Source organism: Acinetobacter sp. CY81 (assembly GCF_059515925.1).
On the sequence record NZ_JCAKNC010000002.1, the window covers coordinates 311,784 to 330,612 of the forward strand.

Here is an 18,829-nt window from a genome sequence, read left to right on the forward strand (position 1 = left end):
TTTGGTGGGTTGGGTGTGACAATCATTTAAAATAATGTTTGGTATTTTAATTGTAAATAATATTAATTATTAATAAGTTAATATCAATTACCTATTTTAAATATTGATTGGAATATCGAATTATCTTTATCCGAAATTTACATAAATGCGCTTTTAAATGCGTAGAATTTAGACGAAATTAGAGTAAATACTTCAAGTTATTCAGGTATATGCAACAGACTCTACAGCCACTTTCAATGATCTATAATGAAAAATCAGGATTTCATTCAGCTAAAAATGATGAAGTTTATGAGCAGCTTATGACCTATTGGTCAGATTGTGGATTTGAGATTCAAGTTTTTGATATTGCATCAGAAAAAGACATTTCAATATTGATGAACAAAGTCAAACAGCGACATCAATCTAAAGATAATCATGGGGTGATTGTTGCGGCGGGTGGTGATGGAACATTGAATGCTGTGGCATCACAACTATTACATCAAGATATTCCAATGGGTATTATTCCCCTCGGAACCTTTAATTATGTGGCACGAGTTTTAGATATTCCTATAGATGTTATGGCTGCGGCTGAAGTGATTGCCAAAGGTCAACCAAGAAAAATTCACGTTGCAAAAATTAATGAACATATTTATCTGAATAATGCGAGTTTGGGGCTTTATCCTTTATTTATAGAAAAACGTGAATTGTATAATCAAAAATTTGGTCGTTTTCCTTTACATGCGTATACCTCAGGGTTGGATGTACTGATTCGTGACCGTAAAGAATTGAAGCTAGAAATTGAAGTCGATCAAGAGCGTTACCCAGTGAAAACGCCGTTGTTGTTTTTTGGGAATAATCAACTGCAATTGGCTGATATGAATCTTAAAATTGCGAAGTGTGCTGAATTGGGTGAGGTTGCAGGGGTGATTTTAGCCAAGACTGACAAACTCACGTTGTTTAAAACATTATTTCAATTGATTCGTGGACAGTTAGATCAAGCTGCTGATGTCTATAGTTTTAGTGGTGAAGAAGTTTGGGTGTATTCAACAAAGCCACTGCTCACGGTTGCGATTGATGGTGAGATTGTGAAAATTCAAACACCTTTAAAGTGCCGTGTGGATAAACACGCCTTAAATGTCATAGTGTCGAAAAATCTGGGTGCAGAATGATTCTGCATTTATCAGATTTGCACTTCGGTACGGAAAAGATCGAGTGTATTGACGCGATTCGAAAGTTTTGTGACTTACATTCTCCTGAAGCTGTGGTGGTGAGTGGTGACTTGACTCAGCGCGCACGTTTCAAACAGTTTTATGCATGTAAGCAATTTTTAGAAAGTTTACAGCTTCCTTATTTGGTGATTCCAGGAAATCACGATATTCCGCTTTATCATTTATGGAATCGTTTTTTTAATCCGTTTAGACGCTATCAATGGTTTTTCGGTAAAATGGAAACGGTTTTAGAAACAGAATATTTTTTTGTCGTTGGGGTGAACAGTATTCGGCGTCGATACCACACCAAAGGGCATATCTCGATTGAACAAATTCAGTATATTGATCAAATTTTAAAAAACGCACCTCCCCATAAATTAAAATTGGTTGTCGCACATCAACCTTTTTATTCTCCTCCTGATGATCCACATGGAATTAAGGATTGTCCTGTTTTAGGTAATACAGCACTTAAAATGTGGGGGCAATCAGGCTTACATGGGCTCTTGCATGGACATTTACATCAGTCAGCGGTGTATGATTTGAATTTGATTTATCAATTGCAATCGCACCATCCTATTTTAGAAATTCATGCAGGAACCGCAACCTCATATCGACTGCATCATGGTTTGCCTAATAGTTTTAATGTGATTGAAAATAATATGGATGTGACACCTTATTATTTTTCTGAACAGTTACAAGAATTTGTGATTGATGAAACTAAACAAGGTTTAATCGTAAAAGCGTAATATTCGTTTAAAAAAAATACAAAAAAATCACTTTTTTTTCATTTTCCCCTTGAAGCGTTTTTTTCCATCCCCACAACAGAGTCATTGAAAATATTTTTTCGATGATGACTCATGGAACAATACGTATAGAACCATAAAGTCGTCATCTATTCATAATATAGACTTAGTCTGTTGGAGTTTTACAATGAGCAATATTCGTCCATTACATGATCGTGTTGTTATTCGCCGTGTTGAAGAAGAAACTAAAACAGCTGGCGGTATTTTACTTCCAGGTTCTGCTGCAGAAAAACCAGCTCAAGGTGAAATCATTGCAGTAGGTAATGGTCAAGTGACTGACAATGGCACAGTACGTCCATTAGATGTAAAAGTTGGCGATAAAGTATTGTTTGGTACATATGCAGGTACAACTGTAAAAGTACAAGGTGAAGAGCTTCTTATTATGAAAGAGTCTGACATTTTAGCTGTATTAGAAGCTTAATTCTAAACAGGTTCAGTGCTTTTTCTTTGCAATCTAATTTGTAAAATTTAAAAATATTTGGAGTTTTAACATGTCAGCTAAAGACGTAAAATTTGGTGATTCAGCGCGTTCAAAAATGATCGCGGGTGTGAACGTACTTGCAGATGCGGTAAAAGTAACTTTAGGTCCTAAAGGTCGTAACGTTGTTATTGACCGTTCTTTCGGCGCTCCGCACATCACTAAAGATGGTGTAACTGTTGCTAAAGAAATTGCACTTAAAGACAAGTTCGAAAACATGGGCGCTCAATTGGTTCGTGAAGTATCTTCAAAAACCAATGACATCGCTGGTGACGGTACAACGACTGCAACTGTACTTGCTCAAGCAATTTTAAATGAAGGGATCAAATCTGTAACAGCAGGTATGAACCCAATGGATTTAAAACGCGGTATTGATCTTGCTGTACGTGCTGTAGTTGAAAACATTAAAACAACAGCTAAACCAGCATCTGATACCAAAGCCATTGAACAAGTGGGTTCGATCTCTGCTAACTCTGACACGACTGTGGGTAAACTGATTGCTCAAGCAATGGAACGTGTTGGTAAAGAAGGCGTGATCACTGTTGAAGAAGGTTCAGGCTTTGAAGACGCACTTGATGTTGTTGAAGGTATGCAGTTTGACCGTGGTTATATCAGCCCGTACTTTGCAAACAAGCCAGAAACTTTAACTGCTGAACTTGAAAATCCGTTCATTCTTCTTGTTGATAAAAAAATCAGCAATATTCGTGAATTGATTACAGTATTAGAAGCAGTTGCTAAAACAGGCAAACCACTTCTAATTATCGCTGAAGATGTTGAAGGCGAAGCGTTGGCTACACTTGTAGTGAACAATATGCGCGGTATCATCAAAGTGTGTGCGGTTAAAGCACCTGGTTTTGGTGATCGTCGTAAAGCAATGTTACAAGACATCGCGATCTTGACTGGTGCGACTGTGATTTCTGAAGAAATCGGTATGTCACTTGAGCAAGCAACATTACAAGACTTGGGTACTGCACATAAAGTAACTGTATCTAAAGAAAACACGGTTCTTGTAGATGGTGCGGGTAATGCAGCTCAAATCGCTGAGCGTGTAACTCAAATTCGTGCGCAAATTGAAGAATCTTCTTCAGAATACGATAAAGAAAAACTTCAAGAACGCGTTGCTAAATTGGCAGGCGGTGTTGCTGTCATCAAAATTGGTGCTGCAACTGAAGTTGAAATGAAAGAGAAGAAAGATCGTGTGGACGATGCACTTCATGCGACTCGTGCTGCAGTAGAAGAAGGTGTTGTAGCGGGTGGTGGTGTTGCACTTGTACGCGCAGCTTCAGCATTGAATGGTCTTGTTGGTGCGAATGATGATCAAAATGTAGGTATCAACATTCTACGTCGTGCGATCGAAGCTCCACTTCGTCAAATCGTTGCGAATGCGGGTGATGAACCATCTGTAGTAATCAATGCTGTGAAGAATGGCGAAGGTAACTTTGGTTATAACGCTGCAACTGGCGAATATGGCGATATGCTTGAAATGGGTATTCTTGACCCAGCAAAAGTAACACGTTCAGCGCTTGAACATGCTGCTTCTGTAGCTGCATTGATGTTAACAACTGAATGCATGATTACAGATATTCCAGAAGACAAACCAGCAATGCCAGATATGGGCGGCATGGGTGGTATGGGCGGCATGATGTAATTCATCAAATCGTTCTAAAAAATCCCCGCTATATGCGGGGATTTTTTATTCTTAAATAATCATTTTAAAGAGATGACCAGATTATTAAGGAATTAATATTAAAAGCCATGTGGCAATAATGATTGTCTGCGCTACAAATTGTGCAGCACTACCCATATCTTTAGCATTTTTAGAAAGTGGATGTTTATCTAGAGATACCCGGTCAACGACAGCTTCAATTGCTGAATTAAAGAGTTCAACGATCATCGCCAATAAACAAACTGCAATCATCACTGCTTGTTCAATGCGAGTCACATCTAGAAAAAAAGTGATCGGAATCAAAATCACATTAATTAAAACAATTTGTCGAAATGCAGCTTCATGTTGATAAGCCGCTTTAAATCCAGCAAGAGAATAGCCTGTTGCATTGATAATGCGTTTAAGGCCTGTTTTACCTTTTAGTGAAGAATACTCGCTCATATACTTAAACTTTGACAAAATTTCAGGCAAAATAGTACAGTAAATTTAAAATACAATTAAATCGAAAGAATTAATCAAAACTCACTATAAATAATTTGCAATGAGAGAATAAATGAAAGCGTTATCTTTAGCTTTATTAATGGGTGTCCTTACAACACAAAGTTTGCAAGCTGAATTGCAGTCGCATGTGGCATCAACAACGGCTCCAAGTACAAATGCATCTAAAGGCTTTTATCAATATCAATTTGGCAAATACAAAATCGTTGCCTTATTGGATGGCACGAATCAGCTTAATCGTGAACTTTTCAACAAAAATATAGAAAATGAAGAGCGTCTGAAATTATTTGAACAACTCGGTATTAAGGGCGCATTACCAACTTCAGTCAATGCTTTCTTAATTGATGATGGTCAATCGGTTATGTTAGTCGACAGTGGTGCAGCAAGCTGTTTTGGTCCACATTTGGGAAGTGTGGTTAAAAATATTGAAGTAGCAGGTTATAAAGCATTTAATATTCAGACGGTATTCTTAACACATTTACATCCTGATCATGTTTGTGGAATTGCAAAAGATGGTTTAGCCGTTTTCCCGTTGGCAAATCTTTATGTGCATGAAGATGAAGTGCAGTATTGGTTAAATCCAAATACCTTGGCTTCAATACCTGCGGGCTCACAAGATAAATTCAAAGCAACTGTTGCTCAAATAGAAAAGGCTGTTGCACCTTATAAGCAAAATAGAACTTTCCGCACATTTAAAGATGGTGCCATTATCAACGGACTTGAAGTCATTAATTCAGCAGGGCATACCCCAGGTCATCGTAGTTTTAAATTAAGCAATGGGAATGATCAATTTGTTTTTTTAGGTGATGTTGTGCATACACATCAATTGCAATTTGAACAACCCATGCTCGCAGTAGAGTTCGATGTTGAACCTGTAAAGGCAGCAGAAACGCGCAAACGAATTTTTGACGAACTGGCACGTAAAAAAGCTGTTGTTGCCGCAGCACATTTACCATTTCCAGGTATAGGTCATATCGAATTTAATGGTAATTTGAAATATAAGTGGCATGCAGTAGGCTCTCCTGTGACTCCTGTGACTCCTGTGACTCCTGTGACTCCTGTGACTCCTGTGACTCCTGTGACTCCTGTGACTCCTGTGACTCCTGTGACTCCTGTGACTCCTGTGACTCCTGTGACTCCTGTGACTCCTGTGACTCCTGTGACTCCTGTGACTCCTGTGACTCCTAGTGCTCCAAAACTCGTAGATCCTGAAGAGTTTCGTAAAAAGCCTGCTCAGGTGATTGCGGTACCCAATGAAATTCCTCAAAAATCTATCACTCAATGGGTTGATCATCCGGTAGAAGTGAAATAAAAATAAGGCAATGAAATAAAGGCTCTTAACTTTAAAATTAAGAGCCTTTATTTTTGAAGCTTTGTTTTTGGAATGCTATTGATCGACTATATTATTTGACCGCGTTATTCCCCACAGTTTTTAAGTATTGATTTGCTGCGCTGCGTCCTAAAGCAGGGTCATCAGTAAAAACACCATCTACACCTGCTTTGAAGAATCGCTCAAACTCTTTTAAAGAACCGCTATGGCAAGCTTCGGTAAGGTTTGAACTACATCTTAAATAGGTCGGTAAGAAATTATTTTCAGGTCTTAATGTATAAGGGTGCACTTTTAAACCAACAGCATGTGCATCTTTAACAAAACTGGTTGTGGTATTTTGATCTGTATTAGAAAAAATATAGGTTTTGCTTGGACCTACACCATCGGCATATGTTGCGACTTGCTTTAAGCCTGAAGCTAAGGCGATATCTAAATATTTTTGTGGATTTCCACTCTTCACAAAATCAGCTGGAGCACTATTAGGTGAGTCTAAAAGCTGAATGATTTTTGCATGTTTTAGACTTTTATGTAGATCAAGTTGTTCATTCATGTATTTCAAATTGGCAACTTCAAAAGACTGTAAATAGATTGGAGCGATTTCACGAGTATATTGATATTTTGCTAAAGTTTGCAGTAAAGGATCTTCTAAAACCAAACCGATACTTTGAAAATAAGTTGGGTGTTTTGTTTCAATATAGAGACCGATAATTTTACCTGTTTTCTTATAATGATTTTCAGCCAATTGGATAATTTGATCCAGTGTAGGAATTGAATATTGATCATTGTACTGAACATTTTGAGGGCGATATTCAGCAATTCTTTCTCGTGCTCTTATATTTTGATTGAGCTCGTTTAAAGTAAAATCTTCAGTAAACCAGCCTTTGATCTCACTGCCATCGATGCTTTTAGTTTTTTCACGATCTTTAAATGAACTCAGTGTTTTGACATTGGTTGTACCTCCAATTTCATTTTCATGACGTGCAACCAAATAACCATCTTTGGTTGCCACTAAATCGGGTTCAATAAAGTCCGCACCATCATCAATGGCTTTTTGATACGCTGCCAAAGTATGCTCAGGTCGAAGCGCGCTCGCTCCACGATGTCCAACAATTATAATTTTAGGTTCTACATAGGATGAGGGTGGGGATGGTTGAATGAAGGAATCATCATCGTCATCATTACATGCGGTTAAAAACGGAATGATGGCTATACTCAGCAATGTTTGGCTCAGTAGTTTTTGTTTTATTGATTTAGGTTTTAATAATTTGGAATTTACGAATAGTTGTTTTAAGTGACTCGTTGTCATCATGATCATCTCACTATTTTTATAAAGTTAAACCACAAAATAAAATTGAAAGCTTAATCAAACTTCCAAGTGAGTTGAGTTCAGCATTTGAACTTTGCAAAGTGATGACACTTTAAAGTGGTCATGTTGAAAATGATTAAATTGAAAGGCCGATCACCCTCCATGATTTCTCCATAATTGATTCAAACTTAACACTTTCTGTTATTAGTTCTTGTGTTTTAGACTGTTGTCACAGAATATCAATGAGATTGTTATATTTTGTATTTATCACTCATTTGTCTCGAGATATTTCACTTCAATTACTCAACCTCAATCAATGAACCAATCTGATGCTATCTAAGTTTTTTATTGAACGTCCAATCTTTGCAGGTGTGCTTGCCATTATCGTTATGGCGATGGGTATTTTCTCTGTCATGAGTTTACCTGTTGAGCGCTATCCTGATATTGCGCCTCCGCGGATTACCGTGTCTGCTACATATACAGGTGCAGATGCAGAAACGGTTGAAGAAAGTGTGACGCAAATGTTGGAGCAACAGATTAAAGGGATTGATAACCTCCTTTATTTTAGTTCGACCAGTAACTCGTCGGGTAATGCTCGGATCAGTTTAAGTTTTGAAAATGGTACTGATCCAGACACCGCACAGGTACAAGTTCAAAACAGCATCAATGGAATTCTGAATAGACTGCCAGATGACGTGCAACGACAAGGTGTGAATGTTTATAAATCCTTGGGTGATACCTTTATGGTGGTTGGGTTATACGACACCACCAATAAAAGTAACAATATTGAATTATCTGATTATCTAGCCAATCATATCGAACAGGAAATTGGACGTATTGAAGGCGTGGGCGAGGTTGATGTATTTGGATCACAATATGCAATGCGTATTTGGTTGAATCCAAACTCACTACGTCAATATCAACTGATGCCAAGTGATGTTCGATCCGCGATTGAAGCACAAAATACACAAGTGGCGGCAGGTGGAATTGGTGATTTACCTGTTGTGCAAGACCAATATTTAAATGCCAAAGTTACAGCAGGCTCACGATTAAAAACGGTCGATGAGTTTAAAAATATCATCGTTAAATCCACGGCAAATGGTCAATTTGTATATCTGAAAGATGTAGCACGTGTTGAACTTGGCGCTGAAAACTATCAAGCGTTTAATACTATTAATGGATCTCCTTCAGCGGGTCTAGCTGTTTCAATGTCTTCAGGCGCGAATGCATTAGAAACCTCTGCATCAATTAAAGCTGAACTCGATAAAATTCGCGAAAAACTGCCTGAAGGCTATGTCATCGTTTATCCGCGAGATAACACACCTTTTGTTCAAGAATCAATTAAAGAAGTGGTCAAAACATTGATTGAAGCGATCATCCTCGTGATTTTGGTGATGTTCCTGTTTCTTCAAAGCTGGCGAGCAACATTGATTCCCGCTTTAACGGTGCCAATTGTGCTCCTCGGTACTTTCGCCGTGTTATTTGCAGTTGGGATGAGCATCAACACGTTGACTTTATTTGCTCTGGTGTTAGCGATTGGCTTACTGGTCGATGATGCGATTGTGGTCGTAGAAAACGTCGAACGCTTAATGCATGAAAAAGGGCTTTCTGCCAAGCAGGCATCGATAGAGTCGATGCAAGAAATGACGGGTGCTTTGATTGGTATCACGGTTGTATTGACTGCAGTTTTTATTCCGATGGCATTTTTTACGGGATCCACAGGCGTTATTTATCGTCAGTTTTCAATCACCTTAATTGCCGCAATGTCATTATCATTACTCGTTGCCTTAGTTTTAACTCCCGCATTGTGCGCCATTATTTTAAAGCCAAATCCGAAACCTCAACGCTGGGCGATTTGGTTTAATCAAAAAATGGATGCACTAAAACATCATTATTTAAAAGTGGTGAATCGTGCATTTGGGTTGAAATGGGTGGTCTTGATTCTTTTTGCGGGTTTGATTGGCGCATTTGGATTGATTTACAAATCATTGCCGACCAGTTTTATTCCGAGTGAAGATCAAGGCTTTATTAGTGTTCAATTCAGCTTAGCTGAAGGGTCACCGATGTCAAAAAGCCGTGTAGTCGGTGAAGAGATTCGTGAATACTTTTTAGATAAAGAAAAGACCAATGTTGATTTGGTACAAATCCGATATGGTCGTAACTTTTCAGGCACAGGTCAAAATTTAGGAACTGGTTTTGTCGCATTAAAACACTGGAATGATCGTCCTGATACTCAAAATGCAGCTGCGGCAATTCGTGAACGTGCGATGGAGTATTTCAAAAATCATCGTGATGCAAGAATTATGGTGAGTTTACCAGGTTCGGTAAATGGTTTAGGCAATACGGATGGCATCGAATTTTGGATTCAAGATTTAAATGGTCAAGGACGAGAATATCTAGATACACAATTTACTGCTCTTGAGGCTCAAGCCTTAAACTTCTCTACTTTTGAGAATCTAGGTAAGCGTTCAAATCCTGATAAAGCCAAATTAGAAGTCAATATTGATCAAAAGTTAGCAATGGTTAATGGTCTAAGCCAATCAGCCATCAATAGCACCTTATCTGCAGCTTGGGGTGGCAACTATGTGAATGACTTTATTGATCGTGGTCGTATTAAACGCGTGATGATGCAAGGTGATGCAGAATTTCGCTCTAAACCTGAAGATTTAAATGAATGGAGTGTCCGTAATAATTTAAATCAAATGGTGCCATTTAGTAATTTTGCGACAGTGACATGGAGTGGTGGACCGGATGTGGTGAACCGTTTCCAGGGCTATACGGCTTTGCAAATGGAAGCGGACACAGTTAAAGGCATCAGCTCTGGAGATGCAATGCGCGATATTCAAAGTATGGTCAATCAACAAGAAGGTTTAGGTGTGGCTTGGAGTGGTCTGTCCTATCAAGAGAATCAATCGAGTAGTCAAGCGATTTGGCTATATCTCATTTCTATTGGTTTTATTTTCCTATGTTTAGCCGCACTTTATGAAAGTTGGTCTATTCCAACAGTGGTACTGACAGCCATTCCTTTAGGAATTGGTGGAAATATTATTTTCAGTATGTTGGCTGGTTTCCCGAACGATATTTATTTCCAAATTGCATTGCTGACCACCATCGGTTTGTCATGTAAAAATGCAATTTTAATTGTGGAATTTGCAGCTTTAGCACAAGAGAAAGGTAAAACAGCAATTGCTGCTGCAATCGAAGGTGCAGGACTGCGATTACGTCCGATCTTAATGACGTCATTAGCCTTTGGTGCAGGGATTATTCCATTGGTTTTTGCCAGTGGTGCAGGTGCAGCAAGTCGTCAAGAAATTGGTGTAAGTGTTTTAGGCGGAGTGATTTTCGGAACAGTTTTAGTGCTTTTGTTCATTCCATTTATGTATGTTTTGGTTCGTTCTATCTTTAAAGTAAAACCTCAATCAGAATAAATTTTAAGCTATATCAGCTTTGATATTAGAAACTCATTCATTAAGCCTGATTCAAGTTTGAATCAGGCATTTTTTAATACATCAATATTGAGATTTATTGGTCATTTTTATAGTCAATTGTTTACCAAAGCTCGTCTCAAATCTTAAAAAGATTTAAGCTAATGGCAAAGAATTCCGAGCATAATAACAATGATTAATTTAGAAGAACAATATCAAGCATTAGTACAAGCACTAGATAGCTTTGATGTCAATTTAATCCAAGATACGAGTAAACATATTAATCCTGCCGACATTGCAACGTTTACCCAGCGAATGAATATGCCTCAACAGGTGAAATTGTTTCAATCATTGCCGAATAGTGCCTATGTCCTTGAATATTTGTCCTTAGCTGAACAAGTGAATATCGCTCGGCATTTAGAAAATCAAAACTTACTCAAAATCATCTCCGAAATGCATTCAGATAGTCGGGTTGATTTGATGAAAGCCTTACCATTGTCATTACAAAAATATATTTATAATGGTTTAGAGCCTGATAAACGCGCAGAAATAAAATCATTAGAAATTTATGCAGAAGAGTCTGCTGGCGCGATCATGAGTTCAGACTTCGTGACTTTACCTCCTGAACTGACGATGCAACAAGCTATAGATCAGCTAAGACACGAAGCATCTGATAGCGAAACCTTATATTTGATTTATATCACCAATTATTTACATCAATTAGAAGGGGTGATTTCATTACGTCAGATTATTCAATCCGCACCTGAGCAAGTGATTTCAGAGGTTATGAATAATCAGGTCATTACGGGACTCGTCGATGAGGATCAAGAACTGATCGCCAAAAAACTCAGTCATTATGACTTTATTGCATTACCGATTGTCGATGCTGAAAATCATCTATTGGGGATTGTGACTTATGATGATGCAATGGATATTTTACAACAAGAATTCAATGAGGATGCGTTAAAGGGAAGTGCAGTCGAGTCTTCGCCGAATATCAGTTTAAAGTCTGCCCCTATTTTTTCACTGTATAAGAAACGTGTGTTTTGGTTGGTGCTTTTGGTTTTTGGAAGTTTGCTGTCAGGCATTGGGATTTCGCATTTTGAAGATATTATTGCTGCGCATATCGTACTGGTATTCTTTTTACCGCTATTGGTCGGTAGTGGGGGGAATGCAGGATCACAGTCCGCAACTCTGATGGTACGTGCAATTGCAACGGGTGATGCACATTTGAAAGATTGGTTTTATTTGTTAGGACGCGAAAGTTTGGTTGCACTCTGTTTGGGCGGCACCATGGCATTTGCTGTGTCGATCTTAGGGTATATACGTGGCGATGAAATGGTGGCACTGGTGCTTGCGATCAGCATGATGGCAATTGTGCTTCTAGGTTGTTTAATTGGTATGAGTTTACCTTTTATTTTAAATAAGCTTGGGCTCGATCCTGCCAGTGCTTCAGCACCTTTGGTTACCTCAATTTGTGATGCCACTGGGGTAGTGGTGTACTTATTTGTTGCTTCTCAATTATTGGTAAGTTTAGCCTGATCATCCAAATGGCTTTGCGAACTTTAAATATTATATATTGATCAGCAGAACTACCTTATGCAATGACTATCACTTTTAATGAAAATTAACTGTTAATGAAAATCGTATTGATTGAACAATAAAAACAAGCTATTACAGGTGGATACATATACAGATCACCACATAGATTGAAACTTATGGCTTCACAAAAAAAATTATCACAAGCTGAAGTGATTCGCTTAGAACGTGATTTGGCTAAATTTGCCAATATGATGGATTCAGTAGTTCGTATTCCATTTACCAAGCAAGGGGTGGGTGCAGATGCTGCTTTAAGTACCATTCCTGTTGCAGGAGATATCGCAGGTTTTGTACTGACGTGTTATGCCGTGGTGAAAGCCAAACAGATTGGTGTACCTCAACACAAGCTCAATGGAGTGATTAAATTAGCGGCAATGGATGCGGTGGTTGGTTTTATTCCTGTGGCGGGAACAATATTCGATATTTTTATTCGTCCAAGTCGTAAGGCTTTAGCTGTCGTTCACGATCATATTCGAGAAGAATATGATGTCCACACTGATCATCATGTGGTACACCCATTTTTGCATGAAAAGCTCGAGCAAAAACAACAAAATTCAGCTTTTTGGCGTAATCCTGTAGTGGCTTGGATTTGGATTCATATTCCAGATATTTTAGGTTTAATCTTTTTAGCGATGTTTGCTTTTGCTATTTGGTTGGGCGCAAGTTGGTTGTGGCAATGTTATCAAGGAATGAATGTCTAAAAATGAGATGTGAGTTTTAGAGAAGAAGTGAGTATTGTTTTTGGTGAGATTGAATATCGAATGAGATTTTAACATTCCGTTTGGATATTAAAAGTATTAAAAAAAGCCTTCATAGAGAAGGCTTTTTTTAATACTTTTAATCAATCTTAATGGCAATCAAGCTGACGAAGTGCAGCGACGCGTTGCTCAATAGATGGGTGAGTTTGGAATAGCGCAGCAAGGCTGAATCCTTCTTCACGACCTGCAGAAATGGCGAATGCTTTCATTTCTTTCGGCATTTGATCAGGCATCTCTGATTCAGCTTGAAGACGCAATAATGCAGAAATCATCGCTTCTTTACCTGCTAAACGTGCACCCGCTTCATCGGCACGGTATTCGCGGTAACGAGAGAACCACATGACAATTGCAGATGCCAAAATACCGAATACGATATCAAGAACGATTGTAATTAAGAAGTAGCTCCAACCTGGTGCTTCACCTTCTTCGCGACCGAACACGTTACGGTCAATAAAATCACCGACGATACGTGCAAAGAACATGACGAATGCGTTGACTACACCTTGAACAAGGGCAAGGGTAACCATGTCACCATTGGCTACGTGACCAATTTCGTGTGCAAGTACAGCACGTAATTCGTCTTTGTTCATACGTTCAAGTAGACCTGTAGAAACAGCAACTAAAGCATCATTCTTATTCCAACCTGTTGCGAAAGCATTGGATTGGTAAGAAGGAAAGATACCCACTTCTGGCATATTGATACCAGAACGTTGTGCTAACTGAGCGACTTCATTCAATAACCATGCTTCAGCTTGGTTACGTGGAGCATTGGGATCAATTAACTCTGTACCAGTTGTTTTTTTTGCAATCCATTTAGACATGAATAGAGAGACTAAAGAGCCCACCATACCAAAGACTAAACAGAATACGAGTAAGCTGCCTAAGTTTAGACCACCTGCGCCATGGTAACTACCGACACCGAAGAGTGACAAAATTATGCCAGCTACAACCAGTACCGCGAGGTTGGTAAGCAAAAACAAACCAATCCGCATCATCGAGAAAATCCTCATTTAAATTAATAATAATTTGGTTTTCAAATCGAAAACCTAGGTGTAAATATGCGTTCGAGTTGTTAAAAATTCAAGCGCTAAATTCAAATATAAGACAAAAATTAATTGGAAAAATAGATTTTAGCTGTCGCAGAGGCATTATTGGTGCTGTAAGAACCCGCAGGTGCATCAGTAAAGCTACCATCAGATGCAACAATGATTTGGCGATTTGAATATTTAGGCGGGGGATTACTTTGCGAAATACTTTGACCCGCATGATTTGAACTGCTTTGGCCAGATGCGATCAACGTACCTTGCTGACTGTGTTGGGTATTAGATGATGAAATTGTTGAGCTGCTAGACGATACTTGGATTGCACCTAAACCGTTCGAATATAAGTTATTGAAACGGCTGGTCACGCGACGTACATAGTCTTGAGTTTCTCTAAATGGCGGAATCCCGCCGTACTTTGCCACATTGCCTTCACCTGCATTGTATCCAGCTAAAGCTAAACTGGTATTGCCATTAAAACGCTTTAACAACCATGCCAAATATTTTGCACCTGCAAAAATATTCTGTTGAGGATCATAAGCATTATTAACATTAAAACGTCTAGCTGTAGCAGGCATCAGTTGCATTAAGCCTTGAGCACCGACAGGAGAGCGAGCATTGATATTAAAACCAGATTCCGTATGCATGACGGCTTTAATTAGGCCTTCAGAGACGCCATGTGTTTGAGCTGCTTGGCGAATATAATGGTCATACGCATTTTTACTTCTACTTTGACTGGGTAATACAGAGGCTTCTGAAGTACCCCAGTTACTGTACGTATGAATGTTACTGTCAGGGTAATAGGTTTTCTTTTCGACTTTCAGTGAATTGTAGCGATTCTTTTTATTGGTGAGTAATGTTGTGCCATTGGAATCTTTAAGCTGATAAATGGTTTCACCTGCAAAAGTTACAGGTAAAGAATGTGAAATGCACAAGGCGGCCAACAAAAATGGAAAATGACAACGCTTTAACGGCTTTATAGTTAATTTTTTCATTATTTATATTTTAAAAAATTGCGATCCCCAAAGTCATTCTGAGTTTAACAAAGAAAGGGCATAAGAAAAACAATGAATTAATTATTAACAATAGATTTTTCAAAAATCAAGCCTTAATTGTCGAGTTAATATCCAAAAAATTTATTTATTTTTATTTATTATGAGTGACTTGACTTGTTTAAGTTATTGAAAAATATATAAAATATAAAGTGGTTAAAAAATGATCAATTTAAAGTAGAAGCCCATTTTACCTTGGCAAAAGTTTGTCAAGCCCCAAGCCATCCACAATTTTATCCACAGCTTTTGTGGAAAACTGTGGAAAAGTCCAAAATATAAGCGATGTGGCTATTAATTGAACTTGACCGTCCATTTTAAATAGGTGAATAAGACAGGAATATGAAAAAATAAGATAAAGCTAAAAAAATAAAAATTCTTTAGATGCGGTAAAGCATCGAATCAGATAAAATTACGCAGTATTTTTTTTATGGTTAATTTCGTCTATGTACTCGCCAGTTGAGTCCGATCAAGGATTTAATTTTAAACCTGAACCGCCTACGAGTTCTGCATATTACCGTTTATTGAAAAAACTTCGCCGTCAAGTTGGTCACGCGATCCGTGATTATAAGATGATTGAAGAAGGTGATAAGGTCATGGTCTGCGTGTCTGGTGGTAAAGACAGTTACACCATGCTCGATATCTTGTTGCAGTTTAAACGTATAGCACCGATTAATTTTGATGTGGTTGCTGTGAACCTTGATCAAAAGCAACCCGGTTTTCCTGAAGATATCTTGCCACGTTATATGGAAGAAAATAACATTCCATATTACATCTTGGAAAAAGATACCTATAGCATCACCAAGAAGTTGACGCCTGAAGGTAAAACCTATTGTGCAGTGTGTTCACGTCTACGTCGTGGCTCGCTATACGGTTTTGCTCAAGAGATTGGCGCGACTAAAGTTGCTTTAGGTCATCACCGTGATGACATCATGGCGACTTTCTTCTTGAACTTATTCCACGGTGGTAGTTTAAAAGCAATGCCACCTAAACTTTTGTCTTCTGACAAAAAGAATATTTTGATTCGTCCTTTAGCTTATGTTGAAGAGAAGGACATTATCAAATATGCAGAAATGCGTAATTTTCCAATCATTCCATGTAACTTATGTGGTTCGCAGGAAAATTTACAACGTGCCATTATTAATGACATGTTGCGTGAATGGGATAAAGCCCATCCAAAACGTTTGCACAGCATTTTTGGTGCAATGCAGAATGTGTCTCCATCGCAATTGGCCGATCGTGATTTATTTGACTTTGAAGCTTTGGATGAGCAACGTGAACTTGATTTCACAGGTAGTTGTTCAACTGAAGAAGATCCAGTTCAAACCAAGCGAATTAACATGGTGAATTTAGGATTTGCAGCAGAATAAACAACTGCTCATGAGTTTTAATATTTTCTTGAAAAAAGGTGCTGACAAAGCGCCTTTTTTTATGGGCATTATTATCGCGGTAAAGAGCAGACTTACTTGATGAGGCTTTTAAACAGTTTGAACAAATCATAAAGAAGCTGAAAAGTGTGCATCACCCAAAAAATGAATCACCTTGCAAAAATGATTTTTTATATCAATTTTTAAGCAGTGCAAGGTATTTTAAATCATTGACTTATATAGCACCAAAACCAAGTGAAGCTTCACTACTGATTTAATAATAAAATCCGATAAAAATTGAACAGTGAGTACAAAAAAAGGGGTGGATTAATGAAATTTACGTGCTATAACAATATGCAAGCATTATGCTTCATCATGTGGTTATCTTGGATTGGTAACACAATAAATTGAATAAATATATCGAGGAAAGAACATGCCTGCATTTTTAACTGATGATTGGTTTGCGAATGTTGAAAAATTAACTGCTGAAGCTGGTGACTTAAATCTACCTGCATCACTTTCTAACCTAGCGTTAAATTTGGTTGTAACAGGTGGTGAAGGTACAACTGAACTTGCTTTAGATAGTGGTAAAATCGTAAAAGGCGCGTCTGCAAATGCAAAAACAACTTTGACGCTTGATGCTGAAACACTTCGTAAAGTGTTCCTAGAGTTTGATATGGCTGCTGCAATGCAAGCATTCATGACAGGCAAAATTAAAGTACAAGGTGATATGTCTCAATTGATGGCACTTCAAACTGCGAAGCCTAGCCAAGAGCAAAAAGATCTATTCAAAAAAGTATTAGAACAAACTGCTTAATTGCCTATTTGATTCTTTTGAATCAAAAAAAAGCTTACCCTTGGGTAAGCTTTTTTTACATCTCATGAATCTAGATTAATTCATGTGATGTTATATTCAAATAATACTAAGACATTACTGAATCAGCTGAGCTAACTCTCAATTAACATAGGCATTAGATGTTCTGTAGTTGAGGTGTTGTCTTAATATGCTCTAAATAAGCACGGATACGCGTTACATATTGAACCGCTTGCTTATAGCGACCATTACGAGACTGATTACGATTTAAGTAATCATATACTTCGATCCAATCATTCGCATTTTTGCCCTGAGAACGTAAACGCTTCATCACTTGATCTGTCGCACCTGGACCCATGTTATAAGCAATCAATGCATACCAATAACGATCTTGTAATGGGATTTTCTCATAACGCGACATCATCAGATCAAAGTATTTCGCACCACCTTGAATACTTTGCGCTGGATCTACACGATTTGAGACACCCATTGCACGCGCTGTACTGTTGGTGAGCATCATAATGCCACGCACACCTGTAGGCGAAACTGAGTCAGGCTTAAGATAAGACTCTTGATAACCGACTGCTGCTAAGAAATGCCAATCAAGATTGTATTTTTTTGCAGACTGTTTAAAGCTGGCTTTATAGATAGGCATACGATTACGTAAATCACGTTGAATCATTTTCCAATCATTTTCTTTCACAACTTTGCGGTTGTAGAAAGATGCCATTTGCTGAATTGAACCATCTTGCTTACTTTGGCACACAAATCCACTGGCAATGTCTGTCAGAGGATCATCAGCACGTTTGAACACCCAATTGATGTCAGCATTCAAACCATTTTTTTTCAGGCTATTGAAATCACCACACGCAGCCGAAAAGCCTGTTAGGTTTTTAGATTCAATAGTTGCTGTTGAAGCAGTGGTCATTGCAAAGTTAGCTTTACCTTGCTGAACCATTTTCAAGGCAGCTTCATTTGAAGAAACTGTTTTGAAATCAAGTTTTACATTGAGGCTCTCTGCATAGCTAGTGACTAAGTCATATCCAAAACCATGCTTGAAACTGCCGTCTTTAAATACAACCGTAGGATTGGAAACAGCAACGACCGTTAATTTGTTGCTATTGACCACTGAGTTGTACTGATTGGTCTTTGTTGCATTGATCGTGTGGAACGGGATAAATGCTGTAGCGAGAACCAACGCTTTAAATGTGAGAGAGGAAGTAAAAGAATTTAGGCTAGGCCTAGATCCTGATTGTGAACTACTGTGCATGTTGTCTCCGCTACAAGTAATTTATGCCCAAAAAAAGCAAAAGCGAACCCGCTTTAAAACTTTAATTTAAAGTTGATAAATTCAATAAGGGTGGGCGTCATGAACGTCATTCAAAATGACATGTGGGTAATAAAAATAAAGAAGAAACCTTCTTTGTATAAAAAATAAACAAGCTAAACAGTGAGCGCATAATAAACATGGAAATAAACATTGTCAAATTTTGTACATAAAAAAATGAA

General features: G+C 38.1%; 14 protein-coding genes and 1 pseudogene. 10 read left to right on the forward strand and 5 right to left on the reverse strand.

Annotated features, from left to right (window positions below):
* Window positions 1–209: 209 nt before the first annotated feature.
* From AC5YDM_RS03755 to groL, 4 genes are all read left to right on the forward strand, one after another.
* Window positions 210–1,148: a diacylglycerol/lipid kinase family protein gene (locus AC5YDM_RS03755; RefSeq protein WP_496150783.1), complete on the forward strand. Its 939-nt coding sequence runs from the start codon at window positions 210–212 to the stop codon at window positions 1,146–1,148.
* Window positions 1,145–1,933: a metallophosphoesterase family protein gene (locus AC5YDM_RS03760; protein WP_496150784.1), complete on the forward strand. Its 789-nt coding sequence runs from the start codon at window positions 1,145–1,147 to the stop codon at window positions 1,931–1,933. Before AC5YDM_RS03755 ends, AC5YDM_RS03760 begins: the two co-directional genes overlap by 4 nt.
* Before the next feature lie 184 nt (window positions 1,934–2,117).
* Window positions 2,118–2,411 carry a co-chaperone GroES gene (groES, locus tag AC5YDM_RS03765; RefSeq protein ID WP_496125057.1) on the forward strand — a complete coding sequence of 98 codons (294 nt, stop codon included), beginning with the start codon at window positions 2,118–2,120 and terminating at the stop codon, window positions 2,409–2,411.
* A 70-nt stretch (window positions 2,412–2,481) separates the two neighbouring features.
* Entirely contained in the window at window positions 2,482–4,116 is a 1,635-nt protein-coding gene (gene groL, locus AC5YDM_RS03770) for a chaperonin GroEL (RefSeq protein WP_496150785.1), read from the forward strand.
* A gap of 84 nt (window positions 4,117–4,200) precedes the next feature.
* On the opposite strand, the gene AC5YDM_RS03775 is transcribed toward groL, so the two are convergent.
* On the reverse strand, window positions 4,201–4,575 hold the full coding sequence (locus AC5YDM_RS03775; protein ID WP_496150786.1) for a diacylglycerol kinase: 375 nt from the start codon (window positions 4,573–4,575) through the stop codon (window positions 4,201–4,203).
* A gap of 139 nt (window positions 4,576–4,714) precedes the next feature.
* On the opposite strand from AC5YDM_RS03775, the pseudogene AC5YDM_RS03780 reads away from it, so the two are divergent.
* A pseudogene (locus AC5YDM_RS03780) lies at window positions 4,715–5,638 on the forward strand (MBL fold metallo-hydrolase); the annotation flags it as partial.
* 397 nt (window positions 5,639–6,035) lie between these two features.
* Here AC5YDM_RS03780 and AC5YDM_RS03785 read toward each other — a convergent pair.
* The gene (locus AC5YDM_RS03785; protein ID WP_496150787.1) at window positions 6,036–7,271 is read right to left on the reverse strand and encodes a glycerophosphodiester phosphodiesterase; all 1,236 of its coding nucleotides are present in this window, start codon (window positions 7,269–7,271) and stop codon (window positions 6,036–6,038) included.
* Window positions 7,272–7,597: 326 nt separating this feature from the next.
* On the opposite strand from AC5YDM_RS03785, the gene AC5YDM_RS03790 reads away from it, so the two are divergent.
* The 3 genes from AC5YDM_RS03790 to AC5YDM_RS03800 all read left to right on the forward strand — a co-directional run bounded on the left by AC5YDM_RS03790 (window position 7,598) and on the right by AC5YDM_RS03800 (window position 12,993).
* Entirely contained in the window at window positions 7,598–10,696 is a 3,099-nt protein-coding gene (locus tag AC5YDM_RS03790; protein ID WP_496150788.1) for a multidrug efflux RND transporter permease subunit, read from the forward strand.
* Between the two features lie 189 nt (window positions 10,697–10,885).
* Window positions 10,886–12,235 carry a magnesium transporter gene (gene mgtE / locus AC5YDM_RS03795; RefSeq protein ID WP_496150789.1) on the forward strand — a complete coding sequence of 450 codons (1,350 nt, stop codon included), beginning with the start codon at window positions 10,886–10,888 and terminating at the stop codon, window positions 12,233–12,235.
* Between the two features lie 176 nt (window positions 12,236–12,411).
* Window positions 12,412–12,993 (forward strand): DUF4112 domain-containing protein, encoded by a 582-nt coding sequence (locus AC5YDM_RS03800; RefSeq protein ID WP_496150790.1) that lies wholly within the window; start codon window positions 12,412–12,414, stop codon window positions 12,991–12,993.
* 146 nt (window positions 12,994–13,139) lie between these two features.
* Here AC5YDM_RS03800 and htpX read toward each other — a convergent pair whose 3' ends face one another.
* Entirely contained in the window at window positions 13,140–14,045 is a 906-nt protein-coding gene (gene htpX, locus AC5YDM_RS03805; protein ID WP_496150791.1) for a protease HtpX, read from the reverse strand.
* Window positions 14,046–14,161: 116 nt separating this feature from the next.
* Window positions 14,162–15,085 (reverse strand): lytic transglycosylase domain-containing protein, encoded by a 924-nt coding sequence (locus AC5YDM_RS03810; protein WP_496150792.1) that lies wholly within the window; start codon window positions 15,083–15,085, stop codon window positions 14,162–14,164.
* Between the two features lie 500 nt (window positions 15,086–15,585).
* On the opposite strand from AC5YDM_RS03810, the gene ttcA reads away from it, so the two are divergent.
* Together ttcA and AC5YDM_RS03820 are read left to right on the forward strand one after the other, a co-directional pair.
* On the forward strand, window positions 15,586–16,509 hold the full coding sequence (gene ttcA / locus AC5YDM_RS03815) for a tRNA 2-thiocytidine(32) synthetase TtcA (RefSeq protein ID WP_496150793.1): 924 nt from the start codon (window positions 15,586–15,588) through the stop codon (window positions 16,507–16,509).
* Window positions 16,510–16,939: 430 nt separating this feature from the next.
* Window positions 16,940–17,323: an SCP2 sterol-binding domain-containing protein gene (locus tag AC5YDM_RS03820; RefSeq protein WP_496150794.1), complete on the forward strand. Its 384-nt coding sequence runs from the start codon at window positions 16,940–16,942 to the stop codon at window positions 17,321–17,323.
* Window positions 17,324–17,477: 154 nt separating this feature from the next.
* On the opposite strand, the gene AC5YDM_RS03825 is transcribed toward AC5YDM_RS03820, so the two are convergent.
* Window positions 17,478–18,590 carry a transglycosylase SLT domain-containing protein gene (locus AC5YDM_RS03825; RefSeq protein WP_496150795.1) on the reverse strand — a complete coding sequence of 371 codons (1,113 nt, stop codon included), beginning with the start codon at window positions 18,588–18,590 and terminating at the stop codon, window positions 17,478–17,480.
* Window positions 18,591–18,829 lie beyond the last annotated feature (239 nt).